The sequence below is a fragment of the Cupriavidus sp. NPDC089707 genome (assembly GCF_044748965.1).
Lineage (GTDB): Bacteria > Pseudomonadota > Gammaproteobacteria > Burkholderiales > Burkholderiaceae > Cupriavidus.
The window spans coordinates 1-12,412 of sequence record NZ_JBIVHB010000014.1 but is presented as its reverse complement, the minus strand read 5'-3'; the positions used below and the strand labels follow the sequence as shown (position 1 = coordinate 12,412).

The 12,412-nt window shown below is 66.4% G+C and carries 9 protein-coding genes; 1 reads left to right on the top strand and 8 read right to left on the bottom strand.

Annotated features, from left to right (window positions below):
- Positions 1-130: 130 nt before the first annotated feature.
- Positions 131-1,729: a SagB/ThcOx family dehydrogenase gene (locus ACIP1U_RS21185; RefSeq protein ID WP_400318901.1), complete on the bottom strand. Its 1,599-nt coding sequence runs from the start codon at positions 1,727-1,729 to the stop codon at positions 131-133.
- A gap of 394 nt (positions 1,730-2,123) precedes the next feature.
- Between ACIP1U_RS21185 and ACIP1U_RS21180 the strand changes: the two genes are divergently transcribed.
- Positions 2,124-2,312, top strand: coding sequence for a hypothetical protein (locus ACIP1U_RS21180; RefSeq protein WP_209808200.1), 189 nt, complete (start codon positions 2,124-2,126; stop codon positions 2,310-2,312).
- A 230-nt stretch (positions 2,313-2,542) separates the two neighbouring features.
- Here ACIP1U_RS21180 and ACIP1U_RS21175 read toward each other — a convergent pair whose 3' ends face one another.
- The 7 genes from ACIP1U_RS21175 to ACIP1U_RS21145 all read right to left on the bottom strand — a co-directional run.
- Positions 2,543-2,983: a PaaI family thioesterase gene (locus ACIP1U_RS21175; RefSeq protein ID WP_400318898.1), complete on the bottom strand. Its 441-nt coding sequence runs from the start codon at positions 2,981-2,983 to the stop codon at positions 2,543-2,545.
- 135 nt (positions 2,984-3,118) lie between these two features.
- On the bottom strand, positions 3,119-5,266 hold the full coding sequence (locus ACIP1U_RS21170) for a PQQ-dependent dehydrogenase, methanol/ethanol family (protein WP_400318895.1): 2,148 nt from the start codon (positions 5,264-5,266) through the stop codon (positions 3,119-3,121).
- A gap of 36 nt (positions 5,267-5,302) precedes the next feature.
- Positions 5,303-6,223 (bottom strand): transporter, encoded by a 921-nt coding sequence (locus ACIP1U_RS21165; RefSeq protein ID WP_400318892.1) that lies wholly within the window; start codon positions 6,221-6,223, stop codon positions 5,303-5,305.
- Positions 6,224-6,278: 55 nt separating this feature from the next.
- Positions 6,279-7,697 (bottom strand): aldehyde dehydrogenase family protein, encoded by a 1,419-nt coding sequence (locus ACIP1U_RS21160; protein WP_400318890.1) that lies wholly within the window; start codon positions 7,695-7,697, stop codon positions 6,279-6,281.
- A 264-nt stretch (positions 7,698-7,961) separates the two neighbouring features.
- Positions 7,962-9,848, bottom strand: a complete 1,887-nt coding sequence (locus ACIP1U_RS21155) for a sigma-54-dependent Fis family transcriptional regulator (RefSeq protein ID WP_400318887.1) — start codon at positions 9,846-9,848, stop codon at positions 7,962-7,964.
- Between the two features lie 268 nt (positions 9,849-10,116).
- A complete protein-coding gene (locus tag ACIP1U_RS21150; protein WP_400318885.1) occupies positions 10,117-10,986 on the bottom strand; it encodes a hydroxymethylglutaryl-CoA lyase in 870 nt (289 codons plus the stop codon).
- Between the two features lie 20 nt (positions 10,987-11,006).
- Positions 11,007-12,412: biotin/lipoyl-containing protein (locus ACIP1U_RS21145; protein WP_400318882.1), on the bottom strand; the 1,406-nt coding region annotated here is incomplete at its 5' end.

Genomic DNA, 12,412 nt, shown 5'->3' with positions numbered 1-12,412 from the left:
CACCGGCGCCCTTTGGTTGAGCAGCCGCGACCGAGACTGCGAGTTCCGAAGCCTGGATTGCGGTGTCCTTGCCCAGCGGAGTCCGAAAGCTGATGGATTGGCGGAGTCTTCCCGGAACAGCACTTCCGGGTCAAGCCTGAACCTCATACGGTGCAAGCGTCGACAAGCGTTGATCGACCATGGCGCAGCCAACGGTAAAGTGATACAGGCTCTGCCATGTGTGATCCTTGATGCCGAGCATGGCATGCATTTCATCGTCGAAAAAGCAGCCGATCCCCGTGGCGCGCTCTCCGGTGGCTTCGGCTTCAAGATAAAGTGCCTGGCCGAGAATGCCACATTCCCAGAGAAGATGCCGATAACGCCATGGCTGCTTCAGGGCGATTTCGAAGTTTGCGAGCATGCCCAACGCGAAGTAGGAATCGGCGGCGATATCCTGGTGGCAACAGATCAGTTTTGCCACTGCGCGTAAATCGTACGGCAGCAGAAGATAGAGTGGCAGATGGTCCGGTCCGATTCTCTGCCACAGCCATTCCGGGCGCATAGCCTGCTTGAGTCCATGCAGCGCCCCGGAGTTTCTCACCAGCACGTACAGGCCCGGCTCCAGTCCGTCCACGCGGTGAACCAATAGCGCCAGATGCACCGCAGCAGGAGACATCAGCACGTTCCACGGTGGCGTGTCGCGACGCGCCAGCAGGCTTGCCAGCATTGTAAAGAAGGCGGTAGCGGTAATGTGCGCCGTGCCATCGAAGCTTGTGGCGCTGCGGCGCTGCCGGGCGATCCGGGCAAAGCTCAGGTCGAAGGCGGGCGCCGCAGGCCGCAGTGGCGGCTCCGGATTCAGCGGGGTCGGTGTGCCAGTCAGAGACTTGCGCGTGGCACGATCGACCGAATCGATATCCGGCCAACTTACGTGTCCCGCGCTTAGCGGGTTTGCGTAGCCGTACCAGTGCGCCTTATCGAGAGCGGACCACAGGCGCTCCAGGTCAGGCCGTTTTTCCGCATTGCCGATCCATAGCACGACATCCGGCACCTCCCGCTCGGCCGCTCCGAAATCGTCGCTGCGATCCAATCCAAGCAATGCGGCCAAGGCATCATCCGCTGCAGTCTCGAGCAGCCGCGTCTGCCATCCGAGAGCCGCTGCCGCGTAACTGACTGCGGCAATGGCATGGCCGCAGTCATGCTGGCAGTAGCGCCAGGCGCGCATTCCGTATTTCCATGCCTCGCGCCAATGGATCGAGCTGATGCCAACCAGGATACCGCCGCCCGGGAACGCCTCAGTCCATCGCGGATCATCCAATGCAGCCCGCTGTTCAAGGACGTGGTCGCGGCTCAGGTAATGGTAGACCCCGCCCGGCAGATCAGGCAGGGCAGGACAAAGAAGATAGCCCTCGGTCGGATGCAGATTGCCGCTCGAGGGATTGCAGCGCAGTGCCCACCGCTGAGCACCAAAGGCTTTCCATGCTGACAAGCCGAGCGAAAGCTCAAACAGGATTGCGAGGGTATGAAGGCTGAAGCCCTGCGCGAGCGGCAGGGCGCCGCAGCGCAACGCGTTGTAGCGTGTGGGCAAGGTGTCTGCGGCCAGTGGCAGGGCAATCCGCGGTGAGCCCTGGAACGCGCGGAACGGATCTGGCTGGGTTGCCCAGTCGAGCCATCCGGGGCCTGGAGCGTAGCGGTTGACGCGGTGCTTGCTGCGTTCGTGATACTCAAGCAACGCTTGCGCAGATCGGCTCATGTTCCTTCTGCCCGAGAATGCCCGACACCCCCGCTGCCACATCCAATAGCTCACCTTGTCATGCAGTCGTTACCGACGTCACAGGACGGGGCCTCAGTTCGCACTTTAGGTGGTTTTGAAGGTTTTGGTGCCTATCGCGATGCAGCATTTCTTCGCAAGCAAATGTAAGAATATCAGCGCCAAATTCGTTGACAATCGGCGCAGAAATCGAAATCGCTACTCTGATCCTTGCGAACTGTCTCACCGCCGAAATTGAGCACGGGATTGACCGGCTGCAAGCAACGGTCGTTGCACCCCCGGACCTGCCGTTCGACGGAGGACGCAACGAACGTCTCAGCGGGGTCGGGAATCGCCGTGCCGTTTCGGACTAGAATCCTCTGAGGAGGTGCCAGTCATGTCAGCTATCAAGCGCATAGATCCGGGCCATCCCGCCTATCAGGCCGCGCTGCACAGGACGACCCGCTACCCTGCGGAGCACGTCACGTTGACGGCTAGCTCCAGGAAGAGGCTGCGCCCGTGTGTGCCGCATCGCAAGGTCGGGCGCGGCAAGGTCGGCATCGGCGGCAAGCGCAGCGGCAAGTAGGCCGTGAAGCGCCGATCACCACGGCGCGAAAACGGCCGTTCTATCACGGCCGCAGCAGACTAGACGAGACGGCCGAGCGGCGACGGAATTAGCTGTTAAGTCATTGATTTTTCAAGAAACGCAATCTAGCGAATTTCGGTTTCTCACAGTGGTGCGCGGGGCACCGGAGGCAGGGATCGCGTGGACGAGCGTGCGCTTCCGAAGGGAAAAGGGGACGAATGCCCCTTCGCTTACTTCAGGTACTTCATCGTGGCAACGCCCGTCGCCACCAGCAGCTCTTGGTCAAGCCAGACCTCCGCACGCGAGAAGAAGATCGAGCGCCCGCGCCGGTCAACAGTGCCCCTGGCCGTCAGCACGCTGCCCGTGCCGTTGCTCAGGAAGTTGGAAGTCAGCGACAGCGTCACCGCATGCCGCGCCGCCTCGCCCGGCGCCGAGAACAGGCCGGCATAGCCGGTGGCCGCGTCCAGCAGCGTGCAGATCGTGCCGCCATGGACCACGCGGCTGCGGTTCAGCATGCTGGACGTGACCGGCAGTTCCAGCTCCACGTAATCGGGGCGCCACTGCGTGATGCGGACACCGATGCTTTCGAGGGCGGGGTTGTCGAGGGCGAGGTTGTCGAGGGCGCCGCCAGCGCCACCCTCCGTCACGGTCTCCGTTGATTGGATTTTCATTGCACTGCTCACCACGGCTCAAATTGTCCAAACGGTATTTCCTCGCGATTCGCGGTACCAAACAATTCCGATTTGGCGAACAGCCACTTTTGCGTGCATGAAGCGCGCGGGCCAGACCGCCCGCGCGCGCTCCCATCAGGGCTTCTTAGGCCGCACCGCGTCGGCGGTGCCCTGGATGAACGCCTGGATCTTGACCACGTCCTCGGCCGTCAGCTTGCCGGTAAAGTCCGGCATGCCCTTCTGCACGAACGGCCCGTTGAACAGGATCTTGTCGAGGTGCTCGATCATCGGCGCGCCGACATAAGCCAGGTTGGGGATATTGCCGCCCTTGTCGACGCCGGGCACGCCATGGCAGAAAACGCAGTTGTTGACATAGAGCTTCTGCCCGTCGGCGACCTTGGCCGGGTCGTACTTCACCCCGCTCAGCAGCGGCGCCATCGCGTAAGGCGCCGACTCGGGCATCGGCTTCTTGCCGCCGAGGACAAAGGTGTAGACCCGCCCCGGCGCCTGCCTGTCGCTGCCGCGCTGGCTCAGGCCATACACGCCGCCCCAGCCCACCGCCACCGAGACATACTGCTTGCCGTCGAGCAGGTAGGTCACCGGCGCCGCCACCACGCCTGAGCCGGTCGGCGCCTGCCACAGCTTCTCGCCGGTGCCGGCGTGATACGCCACCAGCCGCCCGTCCGCCGTGCCCTGGAACACCAGGTTGCCGGCGGTCGCGAGCGTGCCGCCGTTCCACGGTCCGGCATGGTCCTGTTGCCATACCGCCTTCTGCGCCAGCGGGTCCCAGGCGATCAGCCGCCCCATCGGCTTGCTCTTGGGCGGCTCGGCATTGACCAGCATGCCCAGGTTCCAGCCCACGCCCCGATGCGCCTCGGGCGAGTCCTTCTGGTTGTGGACCCACTCCTTGTTGTCGGCCAGCGTCAGCGGCACGTGCTGCGCCGGGATATAGGCCAGCCCCAGCTTCGGGTGGAACGACATCGAATGCCAGTTGTGCGCGCCGAACGGCCCCGGCACGATATCCGCCGGCTTGCCCGAGGTGTCCGACTGCGGCGTCTCGATCGGCCGGCCGTCCTTGTCATAGCCCGAGGCCCAGTTGACGTCGACAAAATTCTTCGCCGAGATGAACTTGCCGTTGGTGCGGTCGATCACGAAGAAGAAGCCGTTCTTGGGCGCGTGCAGGATCACCTTGCGCGGCTGGCCGTCGATCTTCAGGTCGGCCAGGATGATGTCCTGCGTCGAGGTGTAGTCCCAGTTGTCGCCCGGGGTTTCCTGGTAGTGCCAGACGTATTCGCCGGTGTCGGGGTTCAGCGCCACCACGGAGGCCACGTAGAGGTTGTCGCCGCCCTTCGGGCTGCGCAGCTTGCGGCTCCACGGGCCGGCGTTGCCGGTGCCGATGTACATCAGGTTCAGGTCGGGGTCGAACGCCATGGTGTTCCACACCGTGCCGCCGCCGCCGTTGACCCAGTACTTGCCGCTGGGATCCCAGGTGGCCGCGGCCTTTGCCATGGCTTCGTTCTCGAAGGGCCTGGCGGGGTCGCCCGGCACCGTGTACCAGCGCCATTGCTGCTTGCCGGTCTCGGCATCGTAGGCGGTGATATAGCCGCGCACGCCGTACTCCGCGCCGCCGTTGCCGATGATCACCTTGCCCTTGTAGACGCGCGGCGCGCCGGTGATGGTGTAGGACTTGCTGCGGTCGACGATGGTGTCCTGCTCCCAGACTTTCTTGCCGGTGGCGGCGTCGATCGCCACCAGCCGGCCGTCGAACGCACCGACGAAGACCTTGCCCTTGTGCAGCGCCACGCCGCGGTTGACCACGTCGCAGCAGCCCTTGTAGGCCTGGTCGCGCGGCACCTGCGGGTCATAGGTCCACAGGCGCTTGCCGGTGCGCGCGTCGATGGCATGCACCACGCTCCACGGCGCGGAGACGTACATCACGCCGTCGACCACCAGCGGCGTCGCTTCCACGCCGCGCGTCGACTCCAGGTCGTAGGACCACGCCAGCCCCAGGTCCTTGACATTGCCCGCGTTGACCTGCTCGAGCTTGCTGAAGCGGGTCTCGGCGTAATCCAGGCCGTAGCTGGGCCAGTTGGGCGTGCCCGCCTCGTTGGCGCGGATGGCGGCGCCGTCGACGCGCGCGGCGGCGTTGGCCGGCTTGTGCGCCTTTGCCGGGCGGGCGGCGGCGTTGGCGTTGGCGTCGGCGCCGAATGCCATTGGCGCCGGCAGCGCCACGCTGGCGGCGGCCATCACGCTCACTAACAGGCGTAGCTTGTTGCTATGCATCTTGGTCTCCTCTGTCTTCGTTTTCGGTGTGGGGTGTCAGAACACCTTCAACAGGCGCAGGTTGACGCGCAGGTTTTCCATCGGCCCGTTGCGTACCGAGATATCGCGGCCGAAGGTGCCGAGGACCTGGAACGTGGCGGCCGGGAACCAGGCGAAGCCGACCGAGAACTTTGACGTATTGGTGCGGTCGTCGCGCGATTCGCCGTTGACCGAGGTCTCGCCGCCGAAGGCATACGACAGCCCCCCGCGCACATCGAAGCGTTCGGTGAAGTGGTAGCGCAGCCAGCCCTGCCCCTGCACCAGCGCGTCTTGCCTGAGCGTGGCGGAGTTCGGGCCGAACTTGCTGTTGTTGCCGAACACGGTGACGTCGGCCACCAGGTCGAGCGTGACCTTGTCGGCCAGCGGCGTGATATAGCCCGCCTGCAACGCAAATTTCCAGCGGTGTTCGCCCAGGTTCAGCGGCCGGTTCTGGTCGTAGCTCCCGGTCGGCACGAACAGGAACGGCGTGATGCCGAAATAGCGCTTCCTGTCGGGCTGGTTCACCAGCCACACCGTCGACGCCAGGATCAGGTCGCCCATGCCGCTGGCACTGCCCAGCGCGCTGAGGTTGTCGGTGGCGCGCAGCTTGCCGAACGGCAGCAGGAACTGCGGGTCGATGGTGATGCCGCCGACTTCCATGAAGCGCACGTAGCGCACGATGCCTACGTCCGAATCCAGGTCGCCGCCAGCCACGCGGTTGCCGCCGGCATAGACGCGGTCGCGCTGCGCATGCTGGTAATACAGCAGGCCGAGATTGGTGCCCGCGGGCAATGCGGTGTAGTCGCCCGCGTCCACGTCAATGGCATGCGTCGGCGATGCGCCGAGCAGCAGGGCCAATGCCACGCCGGCCGCCTGCGCGGCAGCGCTGCGTACGGGCGAGCGCCGTCCCCGGCCGCCGGCCGTTCTGGTTTGATGCATGTCTCCTCCGGTTCTTTCTTGCTTGTGTAGCCCGCCGTGCGGCGGGCGTTCTGTGTCAGCTGGCCTGCGCACGCGCGATATTGATCACGCTCAGTTGCGCATACTCGGCCAGCCCTTCCGGCCCGAATTCCACGCCGACGCCGGACTCCTTGGCGCCCACCAGCGGGATGTGCGGGCCGAAATGCAGGTGGTGGTTGACCCACGCCGTGCCCACGTCGAGACGCCACGCCACCTCATAGGCGCGCGCTTCGTCGCTGGACCACACCGAGCCACCGAGTCCGTACGGCGTACCGTTGGCGCGCGCCACGGCTTCGTCGATGCTGTCGAACTTCAGCACCGGCAGGATCGGCGCGAACTGCTCCTCGGCCACCAGTTCGCTCTGGTCGGTCAGGTCGCGCACGATGGTCGGGGCGACGAAGTAGCCATCGCCCTTGAGCAAGGCGCCGCCCGCCAGGATCTTGCCGTCGCGCCGCGCGCTGGCCAGGAAGCGGCCGGCCTTGTCGTACTGCATGGCGTTCTGCAGCGGCCCCATCGTGACGCCGGCTTCCGCGCCATTGCCCACCACCGCGCGCCCGGCCAGATCGGCCAGCGCGTCGCACAGCGCGTCATGGACCGAGGCATGCACGTACAGCCGCTTCAGCGCCAGGCATACCTGCCCGCAGTTGTAGAAGGCGCTGCCGAAAATCTTCGGCGCGATCTCGGCCACGTCGGCATCGTCGAGCACGATAGCCGCGTCGTTGCCGCCCAGTTCCAGCGTGATGCGCTTCAGCCCCGGGCCGGCGCTTGCCATCACCTTCTTGCCGGTCGCAGTCGAGCCCGTGAACGAGACCTTGGCCACGTCGGGGTGCGCGGTCAGGTAGCTGCCCAGGTCATTGGCATCGGTGATGACGTTGACCACGCCCGGCGGCACCAGGTCAGCCAGGATCGCGCCGAGCTGCAGCGTTGCCACCGGCGTGGTCGGCGCTGGCTTGAGCACCACGGTATTGCCCATCAGCAGCGCCGGCGCAAGCTTGTAGGCGGCGATCAGCACCGGGAAATTCCACGCCGCGATGGCGGCCACCACACCCAGCGGCTTGTGGTGCAGCTCGATGCGGTGGGTGGCGTCGTCCTGCACCAGCGCCACCGGCAGCTCCAGCCCGGCTATATGGCGCACGAAGGCTTCGGCGAACTGCAGCTCCTGGCGCGCCTCGGCCAGCGGCTTGCCCTGCTCCAGCACCAGCGTGGCGGCCAGGTCCTCGGCGTTGCCGTGCAGCTCGTCGGCGAAGCGCAGCAGCAGCGCGCGACGCTGCGGCAGTTCCAGCGCGGCCCAGCCGGGTTGCGCGGCCTTGGCGGCGGCGACTGCGGCAGCAGCCTCGCGCTCGGTGGCGCGCGATACCGTGGTGAACACCTTGCCGGTGGCGGGGTTGATCACGTCGAGCGTGGCGCTGCCCTGCACGATTTTTCCGTTGATCAGCAGTCCTGCATTGCCGTGCATCGCTTGTCTCCTCATGTTGATCCTTGGGTCGAACCCTGGTTGGTATGCGAGGCCCTGCAACGCAAGCGGCGTGCCTGCCGCACAAATTGCGCACCGGCGCTTGTCTTTTCGCCAGTTGCACATGGCAACGTCGTCGCGACGCAGCGCTGTGTGTCGCAATCTGATCCAATGTCTCGATACAGCTAAGACAGCCGCCAATGAAAAACCCCCGCTGCCACGGCGTGGGCCAGCGGGGGTTCGATTTGGGGGGATGGAAGGACCGTTCTAACGGATCTTGGCGCGAGCCATCTTTCGGTACAACGTCGCGCGCGAGATGCCGAGTGCGCGCGCGGCTTCGGAGCGATTGCCGCCGAGCTCGTCGAGGGTGCGCTGGATCAGCTCGTTCTGCGCCTGCGCCAGCAGCATCGGCTGGCCTGCAGCGGGCAGGAGGTCCGCCACGGTCACGCGCGTTGCCGCCTCCAGCCAGCTTTCGTCGAGATGCTCGCGCCGGATTTCCTCGCCGAGGCCCGACAGCGCCACCGCCGTGCGCAGCACCTGGTGCAGCTCGCGCACATTGCCCGGCCAGGGATGCGACATCAGCAGCGCCATCACGTCGGCGTCGAGCGCCTTGCGCCGGCCGCGCGCCAGCGTCTGCAGCATTGCCGTGATCAGCTCAGGCAGGTCGGTGCGGTCGCGCAGCGCCGGAACGCGGATCGACATGCCGTTGATGCGGAAATACAGGTCTTCGCGGAAGGCGCCCTGCCGCACCAGTTCCGGCAGGCTGCGGTGCGTGGCGCAGATCACCGACAGGTCGACCGGGATGGGCTTGGCCGCGCCGACACGTGTCACGCAGCGTTCCTGCAGCACGCTCAGCAGCCGCGTCTGCAGTGCCAGCGGCATGTCGCCGATCTCGTCCAGGAACAGCGTGCCGTGGTTGGCCTGCTCGATCTTGCCCGCGCTGCCGCCGCGGCGGCTGCCGGTGAAGGCGCCGTCGGCATAGCCGAACAATTCCGCTTCGGCGAGTGCTTCGGGAATGGCCGAGCAGTTGATCGAGACAAAGTTTCCGTCCGGCCGGCTGGCCTCGTGCAGCGCGCGGGCCAGCATGGTCTTGCCGGTGCCGGTCTCGCCCAGCAGGATTACCGGCACCTGCGCGCCGACCGCCATGCTGGCCTTGTCGAAGGCGCGCGCCAGCGTGGCATCGGCGATAAGGTGCCCGGCCAGCGGACCGGTGTCGGTGCGTGGCGCTGCGCCGCGGGAACGCGGACGTTGGGTTTCACTCGCCGAGACATGCAGGCGCCCGCCGGCGACCGTGCGCACGACGCTTTGCACCGCACCACCGGGGCCATGCATGCCTTCGGCAAAGACGCTGCCGATATCGATCGCGCCGATCTCGGCGCTGCCGAGCCGCAACATGTCGCGGGCGATATGGTTTGCCGCCACGATCACGCCGTCGGCGGACACCGCGACGATGCCTTCCGCCGGCGTATGCAGCATGCGGCGGTCGTGGTGCAGGCGCACGATGCAGCAGCCGGGCAGCCGCTCAAAGGTGCGGTTGCCGATCGACGTGGCCGCCGCGCGCACATGGCTGACCGCATAGGCCGGCAAGTCGACGCCGAAGCCGGTGAGATCGAGCACGCCGATCAGGCGGTCATGGCAGTCATAGATCGGCGCGGCCGCGCAGACCACGTCGACCAGTTCGTGCAGGAAATGCTCGCCGCGGCGGATTTCGACGGCACTGCCGCCCTCCGCCAGCAGGCAGCCGGGCGCATTGGTGCCGATGCCGGTCTCGCAGATGCGGCGGCCATGCTGCAGCGGCGACGGCCCGCCCGGCCCCGCGCCCAGGCGCCCGTGGGAGGACACGATCACGCCTTCGGCATTGGTGCACAGCACGATCCACTGCTGCGACGGAAAGGCGCCGGCCAGCACCTCCATGTCGGCGCCGGCCAGCTCGATCAGCGTGCGGTTCTCTGCTTCGCTGCGCCGGACTTCGCTGTGCGTGATGACCTCAGAAAACAGCATGCGCTGCTCGGGGCGCACGCCCGCGCGCGCGGCACGCTGCCACGACCGCACGATCAGATCGGACACGACGCCGGCGGGCACGTCCTTGCCATCGAGGAACTCCCGCCGTGCGACGTTGGCATCGCACAGCAGGCTTGTCGGTGCAGGGGGCATTGTCTTGTCTCCAGTGGTCGGCGTCGCGCGGTGCCGCGAGGGGGCGGTTTGCGCCGATGCCGGTGGCACGCCCGGCCGTCATTGCGGCCGGGTCATCTATGCGCGCCGCCCTGTGCTGCGGTTGTCGCGGCGCGAACTGGAAAGGTACTTTAAGAGAGCCCCCGGGGCGAAATCAAGCGTTGTGTGGCAGGTTTGGCGAGGCTGTCTCAGGATGATGCGGGCGGTGTCTCAATATGAGACAAGCGCCCCGCATCGAAGGGCGCTTGCGTTACTGCAATACAGGTTTGCCGATGGCCCTGGAGATCAGTCCGGCCGCGGCAATGACCTTGTCCAGATCAACCCCCGTCTCCATCCCCAGGCTCGCCAGCCGCTGCAGCAATGCCTCCGTCGCCACGTTGCCGGTCGCGCCTTTCGCATACGGGCAACCGCCAAGCCCGGCGACGGAAGCATGGAAGATGCGGATCCCGGCTTCCAGGCTCGCCTCGACGTTGGCCAGGGCATGGCCATACGTGTCGTGGAAGTGCCCGGACAGCTGCGCCAGCGGGAATTCCGTGGCCGCGGCACGCATCACGGCCTTTACCTTGTCCGGCGTGCCTACGCCGATGGTGTCCGCAATATCGATCTCGTCGCAGCCCAGTTCCCGCATGCGCCGCACCACGTCGACCACGGCGTCGATGGGCACTTCGCCCTGGTAAGGACAACCCAGGGCGCAGGACACGCTGGCGCGCAGCCGTACCCCCTTGGCTTTGGCGGCAGCGGCAACGGGCTCGAAGCGCATCATTGACTCGGCAATCGAGCAGTTGATGTTCTTCTGCGAGAACGCCTCGCTGGCCGCGCCGAAGATCACGACCTCATCGGCGCCCGCTGCAAGCGCGCCTTCCAGGCCCTTGATGTTCGGCGTCAGCGCAGAGTAGATGATGCCGGGCCGCCGCCTGATCGCAGCCATGACCTGCGCACCGTCGGCCATCTGCGGCACCCACTTCGGTGAGACGAACGATGCCACTTCGATATTGGGAAAGCCCGCGTCGGTGAGCTGGTCGATCAACGCCACCTTGGTCTCGGTGGGGATCAAACTCTTTTCGTTCTGGAGTCCGTCGCGCGGGCCGACTTCAACGACCTTGACCTTGTCCGCATGCATGTGTCGTCTCCGCCAGTATTTCAGGTACCGAACGCGAGCAGCTGCGCGCCTTCGGTCACCTGCTCGCCCACCCCATAGAGCACTTCACTGACCACGCCGTCGGCGGGCGCGCTGATGGTGTGCTCCATCTTCATCGCCTCCATCACCAGCAGCGGCGTGCCGCGCGTGACCGTGCTGCCCGCCTCGACCATCACCGCGATGACCTTGCCCGGCATCGGGGCGGTCAGCTTGCCGCCCTCGCCTTCGGCTTCGCTGGCGTGGGACAGCGGATCGATCCAGCCCAGCAGCACCTGGCGGCCCGCGGAGAAGATGTGGAAGTCGTCCGCCTCCGCATGCACGTGCCCGTGCACGCGGCGCGTGCCGAGGTCGATGCGGATGTCGTCGGCCTTGCATTCCGCGGAGAACGGCACGGACTGGCCACCGTAGGCCAGCGTGCTGCCGCGCGCATTGACCTGCAGCGTCACGTCTAGCACGTGGTCGCCATAGCCGAAGCGCAACTGCCGCGATGCGCCGCTGTTCAGCCGCCAGGCGCCGCCGTGGGTCCACGGCGAATGCTGGTCGGCGGCGTCGATACGGCGCTCGCGCGTTTCGCGGTCGAGCAGCGCGGCCACGGCAAGCGCGACGGTGTCGATGCCAACCGGCTCAGCCTGCGGGAACAGGGTCTTCTCGTTGCGCTCGATCAGTCCGGTGTCGAGGTCGGCAGTGCGGAACGCCTGCGACTTCACCAGCCGCTGCAGGAAGGCCACATTGGTCGACAGGCCGACCACGTGATAAGCCGCCAGCGCCTGCCGCATCCGCGCCAGCGCCTCGTCGCGGTCCTTGCCCCAGACGATCAGCTTGGCGATCATCGGGTCGTAGTACGGGCTGATGGTGTCGCCCTCGCGCACGCCGGCATCGATGCGGATGCCGGCCGGGCCATGGGCGCTATCGCCGCCATCGCCGCGCATGAACTGCACCGCCGGCGGCGTGCGCAGGAAGCGCAGCGTGCCGGTGGACGGCAGGAACTGCTTGTCGGGATTCTCGGCGTAGATGCGCGCTTCCAGCGCGTGGCCGTCGATGCGCAACTGGTCCTGCGTCAGCGGCAGCGGCTCGCCGGCGGCGACGCGCAGCTGCCATTCGACCAGGTCCTGCCCGGTGATCATCTCGGTGACCGGGTGTTCGACCTGCAGGCGCGTGTTCATCTCCATGAAATAGAAGGAGCCGTCCTGGTTGGCGATGAACTCGACGGTGCCGGCGCCGACATAGCCCACCGCCTTGGCTGCTGCCACGGCGGCCTCGCCCATGGCGCGGCGGCGCGCTTCGGTCATGCCCGGCGCGGGCGCCTCTTCCAGCACCTTCTGGTGCCGGCGCTGCACCGAGCAGTCGCGCTCGAACAGGTAGACGCAGTTGCCGTGCGTGTCGGCGAACACCTGGATCTCGATATGGC